The sequence below is a fragment of the Mesorhizobium sp. BR1-1-6 genome (assembly GCF_020165355.1).
Lineage (GTDB): Bacteria > Pseudomonadota > Alphaproteobacteria > Rhizobiales > Rhizobiaceae > Mesorhizobium.
The window spans coordinates 71,805-86,319 of record NZ_JAIUHZ010000013.1 but is presented as its reverse complement, the minus strand read 5'-3'; the positions used below and the strand labels follow the sequence as shown (position 1 = coordinate 86,319).

General features: G+C 63.8%; 14 protein-coding genes. 4 read left to right on the top strand and 10 right to left on the bottom strand.

The window, feature by feature from the left end; all coding sequences use genetic code 11:
- Positions 1-81 precede the first annotated feature (81 nt).
- Positions 82-429, bottom strand: a complete 348-nt coding sequence (locus LB545_RS21970) for a GFA family protein (RefSeq protein ID WP_140676627.1) — start codon at positions 427-429, stop codon at positions 82-84.
- Between the two features lie 120 nt (positions 430-549).
- Here LB545_RS21970 and LB545_RS21965 point away from each other — a divergent pair, with 120 nt between their 5' ends.
- Positions 550-1,845 (top strand): amidase, encoded by a 1,296-nt coding sequence (locus LB545_RS21965; protein WP_140500389.1) that lies wholly within the window; start codon positions 550-552, stop codon positions 1,843-1,845.
- 18 nt (positions 1,846-1,863) lie between these two features.
- Here LB545_RS21965 and LB545_RS21960 read toward each other — a convergent pair whose 3' ends face one another.
- The 5 genes from LB545_RS21960 to LB545_RS21940 are packed head-to-tail and all read right to left on the bottom strand — an operon-like array spanning position 1,864 to position 6,113.
- Positions 1,864-2,253, bottom strand: a complete 390-nt coding sequence (locus tag LB545_RS21960) for a hypothetical protein (RefSeq protein WP_140500387.1) — start codon at positions 2,251-2,253, stop codon at positions 1,864-1,866.
- Between the two features lie 41 nt (positions 2,254-2,294).
- Positions 2,295-3,275 (bottom strand): hydroxyacid dehydrogenase, encoded by a 981-nt coding sequence (locus LB545_RS21955; RefSeq protein WP_224705843.1) that lies wholly within the window; start codon positions 3,273-3,275, stop codon positions 2,295-2,297.
- 5 nt (positions 3,276-3,280) lie between these two features.
- Positions 3,281-3,997 (bottom strand): FadR/GntR family transcriptional regulator, encoded by a 717-nt coding sequence (locus LB545_RS21950; protein ID WP_140500383.1) that lies wholly within the window; start codon positions 3,995-3,997, stop codon positions 3,281-3,283.
- 2 nt (positions 3,998-3,999) lie between these two features.
- Positions 4,000-5,169, bottom strand: coding sequence for a mandelate racemase/muconate lactonizing enzyme family protein (locus LB545_RS21945; RefSeq protein WP_140500381.1), 1,170 nt, complete (start codon positions 5,167-5,169; stop codon positions 4,000-4,002).
- A 56-nt stretch (positions 5,170-5,225) separates the two neighbouring features.
- Entirely contained in the window at positions 5,226-6,113 is an 888-nt protein-coding gene (locus LB545_RS21940) for a sugar phosphate isomerase/epimerase family protein (RefSeq protein ID WP_140513800.1), read from the bottom strand.
- Positions 6,114-6,512: 399 nt separating this feature from the next.
- Between LB545_RS21940 and LB545_RS21935 the strand changes: the two genes are divergently transcribed.
- The 3 genes from LB545_RS21935 to LB545_RS21925 are packed head-to-tail and all read left to right on the top strand — an operon-like array spanning position 6,513 to position 9,703.
- Positions 6,513-7,568 (top strand): sugar phosphate isomerase/epimerase family protein, encoded by a 1,056-nt coding sequence (locus LB545_RS21935; RefSeq protein WP_224705841.1) that lies wholly within the window; start codon positions 6,513-6,515, stop codon positions 7,566-7,568.
- 55 nt (positions 7,569-7,623) lie between these two features.
- Positions 7,624-8,811 (top strand): Gfo/Idh/MocA family protein, encoded by a 1,188-nt coding sequence (locus LB545_RS21930; RefSeq protein ID WP_224705839.1) that lies wholly within the window; start codon positions 7,624-7,626, stop codon positions 8,809-8,811.
- A 40-nt stretch (positions 8,812-8,851) separates the two neighbouring features.
- Positions 8,852-9,703 carry a sugar phosphate isomerase/epimerase family protein gene (locus LB545_RS21925; RefSeq protein WP_140513798.1) on the top strand — a complete coding sequence of 284 codons (852 nt, stop codon included), beginning with the start codon at positions 8,852-8,854 and terminating at the stop codon, positions 9,701-9,703.
- Between the two features lie 351 nt (positions 9,704-10,054).
- Here the strand turns inward: LB545_RS21925 and phnE (LB545_RS21920) are convergent, their stop codons facing one another.
- From phnE (LB545_RS21920) to phnC, 4 genes are all read right to left on the bottom strand, one after another.
- Complete coding sequence (phnE, locus tag LB545_RS21920; RefSeq protein WP_224705837.1) at positions 10,055-11,413, bottom strand: phosphonate ABC transporter, permease protein PhnE; 1,359 nt, start codon at positions 11,411-11,413, stop codon at positions 10,055-10,057.
- A 2-nt stretch (positions 11,414-11,415) separates the two neighbouring features.
- Positions 11,416-12,372, bottom strand: a complete 957-nt coding sequence (phnE, locus tag LB545_RS21915) for a phosphonate ABC transporter, permease protein PhnE (RefSeq protein WP_224705834.1) — start codon at positions 12,370-12,372, stop codon at positions 11,416-11,418.
- A gap of 58 nt (positions 12,373-12,430) precedes the next feature.
- Positions 12,431-13,339, bottom strand: coding sequence for a phosphonate ABC transporter substrate-binding protein (phnD, locus tag LB545_RS21910; protein WP_224681368.1), 909 nt, complete (start codon positions 13,337-13,339; stop codon positions 12,431-12,433).
- A 91-nt stretch (positions 13,340-13,430) separates the two neighbouring features.
- A complete protein-coding gene (gene phnC, locus LB545_RS21905; RefSeq protein WP_140500368.1) occupies positions 13,431-14,279 on the bottom strand; it encodes a phosphonate ABC transporter ATP-binding protein in 849 nt (282 codons plus the stop codon).
- Positions 14,280-14,515 lie beyond the last annotated feature (236 nt).

The window sequence follows — 14,515 nt, the reverse complement described above, 5'->3', positions numbered from 1 at the left end:
AGAACCATCATGGTTCTCGGGCCGTTGCCTTTGCGATGGCGGCGTCGCTGACAGGCAGACGCGGCAGGCTGCCGGCGAAACTCAGGCTGAACGCCCATCGAAGTCGAAGATCGACAAGGCGGACGGATCGACATCGGTGACACAGTTGACGTTGATGTAGGCGCTGCGTTCACTCCCCTCGCGCACATCCTCGGCGAAAGGATGGATGCCGCAGGTGCGACAGAAGCGGTGCGCGATGGCGTGGTTGCCGAATGTGTAGGTGCCGATCTCGTCGCTCCAGGCCAGCACCCGCAGCGCCTGATGCGGAACGGCGCACAGCAAGGCGCCCTTGCGCGAGCAGATCGAGCAATTGCACCGCACGGCTCCGGTCAGTTCCGCCTCGAACTCGAAGGCGACCTTGCCGCAATGACAGCTGCCTTTGTAGAGCATCGTTCTCTTCCTTGCGTCCGCCAGGGGTGCAAAACCGCCCGCGCCGGGTTAAGTCTCGGCACGCCACGCGCCGGCTGCTAAGCTTAAGACGTCCCAGAGGTCCGGAGTCCGACACCGAAGATGCAATCCGTCCGCGATCACCTGGAAACTACCCTTGCGCGTCTCGCCGCCCGTGCCGGTGAAGAACGTGTGTTCACGAAACTCTATATCGAAGCCGCGCGAGCCGCAGCCGATGCCGCCGACGCGCGGCGGAGGGCCGGCGTGAGGCTCGGACCGCTCGACGGAACGATCATTTCGATCAAGGACCTGTTCGATGTCTGCGGCGAGGCGACCACGGCCGGATCACTGCTGCTCAAGGATGCTGCGCCGGCAATTGGCGACGCCATGATTGTGCGCCGGCTGCGGCAAGCCGGCGCGGTGATCATCGGCAAGACCAACATGACCGAGTTCGCCTTTACCGCCATCGGCGACAACCAGCACTATGGCACGCCTGGCAACGCGACCGATGCCGACCGCATTCCCGGCGGCTCTTCCTCCGGCGCCGGCGTTTCCGTCGGCGAGGGGACGAGCGAAATCTCCATCGGTTCCGACACTGGCGGATCGATCCGTATTCCGGCGGCACTTAACGGCGTCGTCGGCTTCAAGCCGACGGCGCGGCGGGTGCCGCTCACAGGCGCCTTTCCACTGTCGGCCACGCTGGACTCGGTCGGCCCGCTCGCCCGCACCGTGGCGCAATGCGCCGCAGCCGATGCGGTGATGGCGGGCGAGGACTTGGCGCTGCCTGCGCCACTCGCCCTTGCGGGGCTGCGCATCGGTCTCCCGCGCGGCGTGCTTTTCGGAGAGACTGAAGGCGCGGTGGCAGCAGCGTTCGAGCGCTGCCTCGGCAAGATCGAGCAGGCCGGCGCACGGGTCGCGGACCTGTCGATCGACGACCTGATCGCCGACCTTCGCGCGGTCACAAAACGCGGTTCGATCGCCGCGATGGAAGGGGCCGAAGTGCATGCAGACTGGCTGGCGGCGGGCTCTCCGGTGCCGGTTGACCCGCATGTGAGCGGACCCTTGTCGCGGGCGGCAATGCTGCCGACCCCGGTTTACATCAGGGCACTGCGTCGCCGTGCCGTGCTGGCCGCCGCCATGGATGAGCGGCTGACGTCGGTCGATGTGCTGGCCCTGCCAACCACGCCGGTGACAGCGCCGACCATCGTCTCCCTGGCGCAAGATGCCGGTCTGCGCGATCGCACGGAGGGCCTGCTGCTGCGCAACACGCAGGTGGCCAACCAGTTCGATCTCTGCGCGATCTCGCTGCCGATACCAGGCATGGCGCTGCCGGCCGGCTTGATGCTGGTGGCGCGCCACGGCCACGACCGCCGTCTGCTGAGCATCGCCGCTGAAGTGGAGAGATTGCTGGGCGGCTGATCGGGACTGAACCGAATGTCAGTGTGAAGAGCAGTGCTTGCGTTCGCTGTCCTTGGCGGCGCGCTCGACGGCCGTCGCGATCAGCCACGGCAGGCTGTATTGCTTGCCGGTGATGGTCTGGGTGCGTCGCTCGATCGATCCCCTGACGACAATCTTGCCGGCAGAGAGCGCATCCGACGCCTCGACCATCGCCTTGTCCTTCGTCGGCAATCCGCCGGTGTCGATCGACACGCCTTTGATGATCTTGCCGGTGGCGAGGTCGAGCACGCTGTTCGATGGGCAGGGAGCCTTGAAGCAGCGCAGCCCGTTGTCGCAATAGACATAGCTGCTTTCGGCCGCGGCGAGCGAGGGCAGCAGGCCCGCTGAAGTGGTGGCAAGGCACAGGAATGCGAGGCGGAGAACGGACATGGCTCCAGCGTCGCGAAGAATTGGGGCGAAACGGCGATGGTCTAGCTGTCGGCGGGAAACCGTCGCCGATAATGCCCGACCACTTCCGGGTTGCGCAGATTGACCGGCAATTTGCCTGCCAGGACCAGCAGGGCCTCGCCGGCCGCGCCAACGCCCATGCGCATCATCGATTCCTCGGTGATGCCGGCCATGTGCGGGGTGATGACGACATTGTCGAAGCTGAAATAGGGATGATCCGGTGGCAGCGGCTGCGTCGAGAACACGTCGAGCGCGGCACCGCCGATGCGGCGCTCCCGCAAGGCCTCGATCAGCGCGTCGTCATCGACGACGGGCCCGCGCGACACGTTGATCAGCAGCGCGTTGGGTTTCATGCGCGATATGCGTTCGCGGCTGATCAGGCCGCGCGTTTCCGGCGTCAGCGGACAGCACAGGACGATGATGTCGCTCTGCTCGACCAGCGCGTCGATCGACAGGAAGCCGACCTTGTCCGGCGCCGGCTGCATGCTGCGGGTCGTTGCGACCACTTTCAGGTCGAACCCATGCGCGGCGATATGGCCAACGGCCTGTCCGACGGCGCCGAGACCGACGATGCCGATCGTCTTGCCGGCGAGCTCGATGTTGGAATTGGCGTGCTCGCGACCGGCAAGCCAGCCCTTGGCGCGCAGGTCGCGGTCGACGACACGAAACTGCCGAAGCAGGGCGAGGGCTGCAAACATCACATGCTCGGCCACCGAGCGTGCGTTGACCGCCGGCACGTTGGCGACCAGCACACCTGCCGCGGTCGCTGCTTCCATCGGGATCATGTCGAGCCCGGCGCCATGGCGGATCGCTGCCCGCAACATGGTGGCACCCTCGAACAACAGTGGCGGCAGGGGCGCGCGCACAATGACGATGTCGGCATTCCTCGCCTCGGCGGCCAGCGTGCCCGGATCGATGGCCGAGGCGACGACAAGCTCACCCGCCCCCGCCAGCATGGCCGCGGCGCGCGGATGCAGTCTGTGCGTCGACAGGATGCGCGTCATCCCCGTCAGGCCTGTTCGAGCGTCGGGTTTTGCGACGCCGCCCCGAGGCCTTCGATCAGCCCCTTCCAGTAGCTTTCCGCGCCCTGCAGGTGGGCGCTCATCAGCGCCTGGGCGAGATTGCCGTCGCGCCGCAGCAGCGCCTCGTATATCTGGATGTGTTCGGCATGCGAGCGCACGCTGCGCTCCGGATCGTTGAAGTAGATCGGTAGGCGCTGCTCGCCCATCAAATAGTAAACGCTGCAGATGTTGTGGAAGACGCCATTCTTGGTGGCGCGCACGATCTCGAGATGGAATTCGCGGTCCTCCTTGGCGAGGCCTTCGCCTGCCGCGATGCGTTCTTCCGAGGCCTTCAGGATCTCGCGCAGCCGTTCGAAATTCTCCTCGGTGGCACGCGAGCATGCAAGTTCGGCGGCCTTGATCTCATGGATCTTGCGCAATTCGACCGTCTCGTAGATCTGCAAGGGATCGAGCGGCAGGCCGGCGCGCGCGAACAGCGCCAGCGCCTCGACGCTGGCCTGCTTGGTGTCGATATAGATGCCGGACTTGGCCCTGCGCTCGACGATGCGCATGGCCTCGAGAATGGCCAGCGCTTCGCGGATCTGGCCGCGGCTGACGCCGAAATGCTCCGCCAGTTCGCGTTCCGACGGGGTTCGGCCCGTTTCCTTGTCGGAATGGGAGAACAGATAGGCGGCAAGCTCCGCGAGAAGGTTGTTTTCTTTCATCGTCAATTGCGTTGCGCGTGCGCCTCCAGGAATCGCTCCGAAATGGTGAATCCCAATCCGGGTTTTTCGGGGATCGCTATCATACCGTCCCTGGCTTCGACAGTCTCTTCGACAAGGTCGTGGATCATCGGATTGGCACCGAGCGAATATTCGACGGTGAAGCTCGACGGCGAGGCGGCGCAGACATGCAGCCCGGCGAAGAAGCAGGGCGCGCCGGCCCATAGATGCGGCGCAAAGCGCAGGTTGAAGGCGCTGGCGATGGTTCCGATCTTCATGGCCTCGCTGATGCCGCCGCAGAAGGCGGGATCGGGCTGGAAGATGTCGGCGGCCTTGAGCACGGCGAGGTCGCGGAAGGCATAGCGGGTCGCATCGCTTTCGCCGGTGGCGATCGGTATGGCGCCGGAGGCACGGACTTCGGCAAGGCCGGACTTGTCGTCGGCAATCACCGGCTCCTCGAACCAGGCAAGGTCGAGATCGCCGGCGAGATGGATGAAACGCTTGGCCTCCGCCACCGTATAGGTGCCATGGGCGTCGACCATCAACTCGACGTCGGGGCCGAGCGCCTCACGGGCGGCGCGAACGCGAGCGGCCGACACATGCGCGGCGCCATCCATGGCGCCGATGCGCATCTTCAGCGCCTTGAAGCCGCCCCTGGCGACATAGGATTTGAGCTGGTCGCCGATCGCGTCGGCGGACGCCCAGCCACCCGAGGCGTAGGCCGGCATGCGATCGAGCTTGCGCCCACCGATCAGCCGCCAGACCGGCTGCCCGAGCGATTTGCCCAGTATGTCCCAGAGCGCGATGTCGACGGCGCTGATGGCTGCCACGCTCATGCCGCGCCGCGCCAGCTGCGGCATGGCATGGCCGGCGCGCGCCGCGCTGTCGTGGCGCACGCCGTTGTAGAGCATTTCCCAGATGATGCCGATATCGGCCGGATCGCGGCCGACGAGCTGCGGCCCGACCTCGCGGTTCAGCATATGGACGAGCGCACCATAGCTGCCGGCGCTGCCGGCGGCGTTCTTGCCTTCGCCCCAGCCGACCAGCCCGTCATCGGTTTCGATGCGCAGGATGGCGGCGTCGAAGGTCGTCACCTGACCGAAATCGCTGCGGTGCTGCTTGGCCGCCTCGATCGGTATGCGAATCCACCAGGCCTGGACGCTTTTGATGCGCATGGTCTTCCCCGGCCCTGCCGCCGGATGGCGGGAGGGCTCATTCCCAATCGGATCGGCTACTTGATCAGCGGCAGCAACGTTTCGGCAGTGATCCGCATCTGGTCGGTGTAGAACTTTTCCGTCAGCACGCTGGAGCCGTGATCCTGGATGAATTTGAGCTGCTCGGGCGAGATGTCGACCGGGTGGCGTTCGACCATGTCGGGGTAGGGCGCGGCCGGTGTGCGGTCGACAGGCGCGACGAACTCGTTAGTCAGCGCCCCGTCATAGCCGACCTCCCGCAAGGTCGCCACGATCTTCGGCCAGTCGATCTGGCCGAGGCCTGCGGCGAAGCGGTTGTTGTCGGCGACATGGAAGTCGAACAGGCGCTTTCCGACCTTACGGATCGCGTCGTAAACGTTAAATTCCTCCATATGGATGTGGTAGGCGTCCAGGCAGACGCCACATTCCGGGCTGACCGCGTCGGCCAGCGCCAAGGCCTGGGCGCCGCGATTGAACAGGTAGGTCTCGAAACGGTTGAGTGGCTCGACCGCGATCTTGACGCCGACCTTCTTGGCGTGGGTGAAGCACTCCCTGGTGGCATCGACCACCCACTTCCATTCCTCTTCCTCGGTGCCGTCCGGCACGACCTTGCCGACGGTCGCGGGAACCAGCGTGATGATCTCGCCGTCGAGTTCGCTGACCATGGTCAACACGTCCTTGACGTATTGCACGGAGCGCTCGCGCTGGCCCTGGTCCCGGGCGGCAAGGTTGCGTTCGCCCAGCATCAAGGTCACGGCGCCCCAGCAGCGTATGCCGTGCTCCTTCAGGAGCGCGCGCGTCTCCTTGGTCTTGTATTGGTCGGGCTCGCCGGAAATCTCGATCGACTCATAGCCGAATTTCTTGATGCGCTTGAGCGTCGTCTCCAACGGTTCCGCGCGCATCCAGTTGTGCGTCGAAAGATGCATGGTCTGTCCTTCCCGGATCGTCCCTAATGGTTCGCCTGCAACATGCCGTCACCGGATGTGACGGACGGTTCCTCCCCAAGGCGTTCCAGCATTTCTTCGCAAACTGGTTCGACCAATTGGGCCCAAGACGAGGTCTACAGCAATTTCCCACGCGCGGCAAGAACTGTGCGATGGCAACTTGATGTCTGGATTACTCCATTGATTATATTGGGCTATGCTGCCCTCCCGTGGCACGGTGGAGGGCTCTGAATGTGAGTGGCAAGGCTTGACCAAATCGCCACGTTTGGTAATACCAGAATGACAATGCATGCAAGTGACCGTTGAGAACAGACCAAAGTGGCTGGCCCTGTCTTCAATCGGCGCTATGCTCGGGCGCGACAACAATGAGGGAGGATGCCGATGCCTACGACGATGAAGGGCCCTGGACTGTTCCTGGCGCAGTTCGCGGGCGATGCAGCGCCGTTCAATTCGCTTGCATCGATCACAAAATGGGCGGCCGGCCTCGGCTATAAGGGCGTGCAGATCCCGACCTGGGACGCGCGCTTGTTCGACCTCCAGAAGGCTGCGTCTTCCAAGGCCTATTGCGACGAGGTGAAGGGCATCTGTGCCGACGCCGGCGTCGAGATCACCGAACTATCGACGCATCTGCAGGGGCAATTGGTGGCGGTGCATCCGGCCTATGACGCGCAGTTCGACGGCTTTGCGCCGGCTTCGGTGCACAACAACCCCAAAGCGCGGCAACAATGGGCGGTCGAACAGATGCAGTTCGGGGCCAAGGCGTCGCGCAATCTCGGGCTCGACGTCTCGGTGAGCTTCAGCGGCGCTCTGGCTTTCCCCTACCTCTATCCCTGGCCACAGCGGCCGGCCGGATTGATCGAAGAGGCGTTCGCAGAACTAGGCAAGCGCTGGAAGCCGATCCTCGATGTCTATGAGGACAATGGCGTCGACGTCGGCTACGAAATCCATCCCGGCGAGGATGTGTTCGACGGGGCGACGTTCGAGATGTTCCTCGACGCGGTCGGCGGCCACAAGCGCTGCAACATCAATTACGATCCGTCGCACTTCCTGTTGCAGCAGCTCGACTATCTCGAATTCATCGACATCTACCACGAGCGCATCAAGGCCTTCCACGTCAAGGACGCCGAGTTCAATCCGACCGGGCGGCAAGGCGCTTATTCCGGCTACCAGAGCTGGACGAACCGCGCCGGCCGCTTCCGCTCGCTCGGCGACGGACAAGTGGATTTCGGCGGCATCTTCTCCAAGCTGACGCAGTACAACTATGATTCCTGGGCGGTGCTGGAGTGGGAGTGCTGCCTGAAGCATCCGGAAGATGGCGCGGCCGAAGGCGCGCCCTTCATCCAGCACCACATCATCCGGGTGACGGAGAAGGCGTTCGACGATTTCGCCGGCGGTGCCACGGATAAGAAGGTGCTGCGCGCCATGATGGGAATCTAGCGCGGGTTTTCCCTCTCCCTCGAGGGGGAGGTATCTCAGACACGAGGGAGACGACATGGTCGGTGCATCGAAGTCGGAAACGGGAGGCGGCCCGATCCGCTATGGCATGGTCGGTGGCGGGCAAGGCGCTTTCATCGGCGCGGTGCACCGGATCGCGGCGCGCATGGACAATGAGTTCGTGCTGGTCGCCGGCGCGCTGTCGTCCGATCCGGCGCGCGCCAAGGCCTCTGCCGCCGAGCTCGGGCTCGACCCTTCGCGCAGCTACACGTCCTATGCCGAGATGGCCAAGGCCGAGGCAAAGCGCCCGGATGGCATCGAGGCGGTGGCCATCGTCACTCCGAACAATGTGCATGTGCCGGCGGCCAGGGCGTTTCTTGAAGCCGGCATCCATGTCATCTGCGACAAGCCGCTGGCGACGACGCTGGCCGAGGCAAAGAAGCTCGCGGCGATCGTCGAGAAGACCGGCAAGGTGTTCGTGCTGACCCACAATTACACCGCCTATCCGATGATCCGCCAGGCGCGCGAGATGGTGGCCAAGGGCGTGCTCGGCGACATCCGCATCGTGCAGTCGGAATATCCGCAGGACTGGCTGACGGAGGACCTTGCCGCCACCGGCCAGAAGCAAGCGGCGTGGCGTTCCGACCCGAAACAGGCCGGCGCGGGCGGCGCGCTCGGCGACATCGGCACGCATGCCTACAATCTTGCCCGCTTTGTCTCCGGGCTGGAACTCGACACTCTGTCGGCCGATCTCGACGCCTTCGTGCCGGGACGGCAGCTCGACGACAATGTCAACGTCATGCTGCGCTTCAAGCCGGCCGGCAAGACGCATGCGGCAAAAGGCATGATCTGGGCAAGCCAGGTGGCGCCCGGCCATGAGAACGGGCTGAAGCTGCGCATCTATGGCTCGAAGGGCGGGCTGGAATGGGTGCAGGCCGACCCGAACTATCTCTGGTATACGCCGTTCGGCCAGCCCAAGCAGCTGATCACCCGCAACGGCGCCGGCGCGCTGCCGGTGGCGGGCCGTGTCAGCCGCGTTCCCTCCGGCCATCCCGAAGGCTATCTCGAAGGCTTCGCCAACATCTACCAGGAGGCCGCACGCGCCATCCGCGCCGCGCGGCGCAAGGGCGGCAAACCTGCCAAGGACGTCGTGTTCCCGACCATTCAGGACGGCGTCGAGGGCATGGCCTTCATCGAGGCCTGCGTGAAATCGTCGAAAAAGAATGGAGTGTGGACGAAACTTTAAATTTGATCTCGCGGGGGGATCATTTGGGGGAGGGGCGTCGATGAAAATCGGCATGTGCATGTTCTTGTGGACGACGGCCGTATCGAAGAAGCACGAGCCATTGCTTCGCGACATCAAGGCCACCGGCTTCGACGGCGTCGAGATACCGATCTTTGCCGGCATGCCGGACGACTACAGGAAATTGGGCGAGCTGCTCGATCGCATAGGGCTTGAACGGACCGCCGTTTCAGCGATGGGCGATCCGGCGATGAACCTGATCTCGGCCGATGCGGCAACGCGCAAGGCCGGTGTCGACTACATGAAATGGGCGATCGATTGCGCAGACGCGCTCGGCGCCAGAACGCTGAGCGGCCCATTGCATTCGACGCTCGGCGCCTTTTCCGGTTCCGGGCCGACCGCGGCCGAGAAGAAACGCTCCGTCACCTCGCAGCGCGCCATCGGCGATCATGCAGGCAAGAGGAACGTCACCATCGGGCTCGAGGCGCTCAACCGCTTCGAATGCTATCTCCTCAACACGATGGCCGACCTGTCGGAGCATATCGATGCCATCGACCGGCCGCACATCAAGGCGATGTACGACACCTTCCACGCCAATATCGAGGAGGCAGACCCGATCGGCGCCTATACGAAGCATCGCAGGAATGTCGTGCATATCCATATATCGGAGAACGATCGCGGCGTGCCGGGGCGCGGCAACATCCCCTGGAAGGAAACATTCTCGGCCATCCGCAAGAGCGGCTACGACGACTGGCTGACGATCGAGGCGTTTGGACGTTCGCTGAAGGATCTCGCGGCGGCGACCAAGGTGTGGCGCGATTTTTCCGAGAGCCCGGAAGCGGTTTATCGGGATGGATATAAGCATATCAAGAACGGGTGGAAGAAGGCCGCCTAGGTGCCTTGGTCGGGCGATAGTGACGCGAACAAGACCTGCGTCGGCGACCTTTGGCGCAAGGCGAGGCGTTGATTGCGCCTGGCCCATTTTCCAGTTGCGTTCGCGGCGGTTTCCAGGTGGTTCCCCCACTCCGTCTCGGCTTCGCCGAGCCACCTCTCCCCCCTCCGGAGGGAGAGGAAAGGGCCCCGGTGGCTCGGGATAGAAAGGAGCCTCCGCCTAGGATCGGCCAGGACGCCCTGGCGCTTTCCTCTCCCCCGTCGATCGGGGGAGAGGTGTCGAGCGAAGCTCGACGGAGTGGGGGTCGACCCTTGGCGCGGCACTATACGATGCCCGCGCTTATGCGTCACAAGGTTAGCCCAGTTCGGCCTGCAACCTGTTGTAGTCATGAATCGTCCGGCTCAGCCTGCGGCGCAGGAAATTGGAAATGTTGTCGAAGATGAAGACCACGACCAGCGTCAGCAGCACCATGTAGAAGACGTTGGCCCAGTTCGAATTGGTGCGCATCGCTTCCCACAGTTTCAGGCCGATGCCGCCGGCGCCGACGGCGCCGATAATGGTTGCGCCCCTGGTGTTGGATTCCCACTGATAGAGCGTCTGGCTGATGAACACCGGCACCACTTCCGGCAGTACGCCGTAGCGCTGCACCAGAAGACGGTTGGCGCCTGTCGACACAACACCTTCGCGCGGCTTGTCATCGATGTTCTCCAGCGCCTCGGAATAGGTTTTGCCGAGCGTGCCGATCTCGGTGAAGAAGATCGCGGCGCTGCCGGCCAGCGGACCCGGTCCGAAGGCGCGCGTGAAGAACAGTGCCCAGATCAGCATATCGATGGAGCGCATGAAGTCGAAGAAGCGCTTGAGCAGCTGGTTGACCAGCCGGTTGGGGATGATGTTGCGGGCGGCGAAGAAGGCGAGCGGGAAGGCGACGATGCCGCCGAGCGCGGTGCCGAGAAAGGCCATGACGATGGTCTGCAACAGCTTTGTCCAGACATCGCCATGCTGCCACTGCGCATTGTTCCAGATGTTGTTGCCGGCGAGCGCCAGATTGGAGGTGCCCGCTTTCAGCTCGGGGCCCGACGTGATCAGTGACACCACCTCGCCGGCGGATTTTCCGAAGAAGGGCGAGTGTGTGTCGAAGACGAAGTTCGCCCAGCCGAGAAAGCGCTTGCGGATCCTGACGCGATCGGGGGCGACGCGGACCTCGCCGGCGAAGCCCATGTCGGCGACGACCTCATCCTCATGCACGGTGACCCAGTCGGGAACAGGTCCCGAGACCAGCGGCTTGCCGCTGTCCAGCGCCACCGCCACGCTCGTCCCAGCGGCGACGATCGTTGCTCGTGCCTTGTCGAAGGTGACCGACTTCGCCGTGCCGTCGATCAGGACCGTCACCGAACCGTCGGCGTTGGTCTTGACCCAATCCGGGTGGGGATTGGGGCCGAGTACAGAAAAGCGGGGGTATTTGGCCGTTATCTCGGGCTCGTCGAGGCGGAAGATCGGCTGCACGTCGTAACTGATCCACTGGGTCAGGAACAGCGGCAGCCGCTCCCAATGCGATTCCCGCAGCACTTGCGGCAGATTGAAGAACCACAGCGCGTAGAGCAGGTAGAGCAAGATGCCGCCAAGCAGCAGCAGCGGCCCGAAACGCTTGTGGAACGGCCGGCGGAACACTTGCGGGAAGCGTTCCTCGATCGACTGGATCTCAGTGGCGGTCATGATCAAGCGCTCATCACAAAGGCCTGTTCGCCGACCAGCTTGCGGCGCAGCCAGGCGGAGAACTGGTCGACGATGAAGATGGTCGTGAACAGGAGCAGCACCAAGGCTATCGTCTTGGCGCCGAAGCCGCGCGAGATCGACAGCTTCAGCTCCTCGCCGATGCCGCCGCCGCCGACCGCGCCCATGATGGTGGAGATGCGCACGTTGATCTCGATCCTGAGCAGCGTATAGGACATGAAATTGGGCAGCACCTGCGGCAGGCCGGCAAAGCGTACCCGTTCGAACCAGTTGGCGCCGACGGCCCGCAGGCCTTCCTCGGCGCGCATGTCGATGTTCTCGTTGATCTCATAGAACAGCTTGCCCAACGCGCCGATCGAATGCAGGCCGATGGCGATGATGGCGGCGATCGGACCTATCGAAACGATGGCCGCGAACAGGCCGGCGATGACGATCTCGGGAAAAGCCCGCAGCAGTTCCATGAAGCGCTTGACGACAAGCCGCAGCAGCGGATGCGGCGTCAGGTTGCGCGCCGCGATGAAGGAGAACGGCACGGCGAAGACGAAACCGATAAATGTCGAGACCAGCGCCACGTTAAGCGTGGTCAGCATCAGCTCGAAATATTCGGGGATGTAGAAGCCGCCCCAGACATGGGCGCGGCCGAGCGGAAAGTTGAATTCCTGCGTGCCCGTGTCATGGGGGGAGGCGATGTCGAACAGCGCCCGCCAGACATCGTTCCAGTCCTTGGGAACGAGCCAGCTCAGGAAATCCAGTATGTGCGGAAGCCGGTCGAAGAAGTGTCCGGCATTGGCATCGTCGGCGAACCACATGGTGCCGCCGAGTGCGACCAACAGCAGGCCGACGCCGATGGCGGTGTAGAGCCGGCGCAAGGAGGTCTGGCGACGCCAGGCGTCGGCCATCTGGTGCGTGGCGCCGGAAGGAGCTGTCAGGGAAAGGGTCATGGTCGGAGATGCAAGAAGGGCGGCGTTTTCTCGACGCCGCCCTTCCTGACTTCTGCCTTTAGCCGCCGATGGCTGCCTTACGGGCTTCGACGATGACGTTATAGAAATCCGCCTTCACCGGAACGTAGCCGGTAAAATCACCGCCTTCGACGCCTTCGAAGCAAGCCTTGTCCTTCTTGGGCAGGTCGGTGAAGAAGGCCGCCAGCTTGGCCGTCATCTCGTCGCCGAGCGCCGTGCGCACGACCAGCGGACCGTTCGGGATCAGGCCCGAGCGCCAGACCTCGACGAAGTCGTTGGGGTCGACGGCGCCCTTGGCGACTTCCTTGTGGAAGGTGCCGGAGGTGTAGCCGTCCTTGAAGTCGCCGATGCCGGAGGAATCGTCCACGGCCACGTCGACCTTGCCGTCTCGCACGGCGAGCACATTGTTCTCATGGCCGCCATTGAACTGGGTCGAGGCGAAGAAGGTCTCGTTCGACGCGCCCGTGTCCTTCGGAATCTGCGTCAGCGGGATCAGGTAGCCGGAGGTCGAATCCGGATCGGCGTAACCGAGCTTCTTGCCCTTGGCCGACTTGATGTCGGTGATGCCGGAGGACTTCAGCGCCAGGCCGATCGAATAGTAGCCGGTCGCGCCGTCGGTCTGCTGGGTTGTGAGAATCGGGGTTACCGCCTTGGGATCCTTGAGGACGACGCTGGCGTAGCCGGAAGCGCCGAGTTCGGCGAAGTCGAGCGTGCCGCCGAGAAGTCCCTGGATGACGCCGTCATAGTCGGCGGCCGGGAACAGCGAGACCTTCTCGAAGCCGAATTCGGCCTTCAGGTGATCGGCCAGGCACTGGTAGTTGCGCAGCCGGTCGGTTTCGTTCTCGCCGCCGAGGATGCCGACGCGGAATTCCTTCATATCGGCGGCATGCGCCGCGCCGGTGGCCATTGCAAGCACCGAAACGGCGCCAAAAACCATTTTCCTGAACATCTGATTTCTCTCCTGTAGGTTCCGGCCCCGCGCCGGCGGCGTTGGTGATTTTGACGGGTGCCCTGACGCGGGCTGGCGATCCAGGTCGCTCTCAGTAACCCGGGAACGCGGGTTCGAGCGGTCCGGCGGATGCGGCGATTTTTTGCTTGAAGGCAACGCTGGTCGAGGTGATGGCCTCGGAGATTTCGCCGCCATTGCTGTCGGCGCCATAGACGAGACGGACGGCCTCGCGGTTAAGCTCCTCCGGCGGCCCGTCGAACACGACCTTGCCCGCGGCCATGCCGATGATGCGGTTGCAATAGGTACGGGCGGTGTCCAGCGTGTGCAGGTTGGTGACCACGGTGATGCCTTCGCGCAAATTGATGTCCTGCAGCGAATCCATCACCACCTTGGCGTTGAGCGGGTCGAGCGAAGCGATCGGTTCGTCGGCCAGGATCACCCGGGGCTGCTGCATCATGGCGCGGGCAATGGCGACACGCTGCTGCTGGCCGCCCGACAAGGTGCCGGCGGGCTGCAGCGCGGTACGGGCGATGTCGAGCCGCTCGAGGGCCGCGACCGCCTGCGCACATTCGGTTCGCGAGAACATGCCGAAAAGGTTCGACAGGGTCGGACGATGGTTCAGCCGGCCGAGCAGCACATTGGTCAGCACGTCGAGGCGCGGCACAAGGTTGAATTGCTGGAAGATCATGGCGCAGTCGCGCTGCCAGCGCCTGAGCGGCGAACCGCGCAATTGCGAGACCTCGGCTCCGTCGAAGAAAATCGATCCATGGCTGGGATCGATGAGGCGGTTGATCATACGCAGAAGGGTCGACTTGCCGGCGCCGGAACGGCCGATGACGCCGACCATCTGACCCTGCGGGATCGAGATGCTGACATCGTTAACGGCGGTGTTCTTGCCAAATCGTCGGGTGACGCCGCGGATTTCGAGCGTGGCTGACATGGTGCGTTCCCGTCCAGTCGCGGTTGAAGGTCCTGTTGACCCTCGCTAGCGCAGCGCCATGAACCTGCGGTGTCGGATTGATGTCAGTTTTGTTACCACCCACAGCCGTGTCGTGCGCGATCAGGCCAGGACCAATCAGTTCCTCGAAGTGCTTCCATGTCCCTGAAGCTGCGGAAGGCAGGCGGCTCGAGAAGACAGCCCCCTGCCCGAACTCCATGTAAGGGATGCGAATAGTG

What these genes read in the sequence shown, in the direction of transcription:
- phnD (WP_224681368.1), bottom strand. Translation starts at nt 13,339, where the DNA reads ATGTTCAGGAAAATGGTTTTTGGCGCCGTTTCGGTGCTTGCAATGGCC.
- LB545_RS21940 (WP_140513800.1), bottom strand. Translation starts at nt 6,113, where the DNA reads ATGCATCTTTCGACGCACAACTGGATGCGCGCGGAACCGTTGGAGACG.
- phnE (WP_224705837.1), bottom strand. Translation starts at nt 11,413, where the DNA reads ATGACCGCCACTGAGATCCAGTCGATCGAGGAACGCTTCCCGCAAGTG.
- LB545_RS21960 (WP_140500387.1), bottom strand. Translation starts at nt 2,253, where the DNA reads ATGTCCGTTCTCCGCCTCGCATTCCTGTGCCTTGCCACCACTTCAGCG.
- LB545_RS21945 (WP_140500381.1), bottom strand. Translation starts at nt 5,169, where the DNA reads ATGCGCATCAAAAGCGTCCAGGCCTGGTGGATTCGCATACCGATCGAG.
- LB545_RS21935 (WP_224705841.1), top strand. Translation starts at nt 6,513, where the DNA reads ATGCCTACGACGATGAAGGGCCCTGGACTGTTCCTGGCGCAGTTCGCG.
- LB545_RS21925 (WP_140513798.1), top strand. Translation starts at nt 8,852, where the DNA reads ATGAAAATCGGCATGTGCATGTTCTTGTGGACGACGGCCGTATCGAAG.
- LB545_RS21955 (WP_224705843.1), bottom strand. Translation starts at nt 3,275, where the DNA reads ATGACGCGCATCCTGTCGACGCACAGACTGCATCCGCGCGCCGCGGCC.
- phnC (WP_140500368.1), bottom strand. Translation starts at nt 14,279, where the DNA reads ATGTCAGCCACGCTCGAAATCCGCGGCGTCACCCGACGATTTGGCAAG.
- LB545_RS21950 (WP_140500383.1), bottom strand. Translation starts at nt 3,997, where the DNA reads ATGAAAGAAAACAACCTTCTCGCGGAGCTTGCCGCCTATCTGTTCTCC.
- LB545_RS21965 (WP_140500389.1), top strand. Translation starts at nt 550, where the DNA reads ATGCAATCCGTCCGCGATCACCTGGAAACTACCCTTGCGCGTCTCGCC.
- LB545_RS21930 (WP_224705839.1), top strand. Translation starts at nt 7,624, where the DNA reads ATGGTCGGTGCATCGAAGTCGGAAACGGGAGGCGGCCCGATCCGCTAT.
- phnE (WP_224705834.1), bottom strand. Translation starts at nt 12,372, where the DNA reads ATGACCCTTTCCCTGACAGCTCCTTCCGGCGCCACGCACCAGATGGCC.
- LB545_RS21970 (WP_140676627.1), bottom strand. Translation starts at nt 429, where the DNA reads ATGCTCTACAAAGGCAGCTGTCATTGCGGCAAGGTCGCCTTCGAGTTC.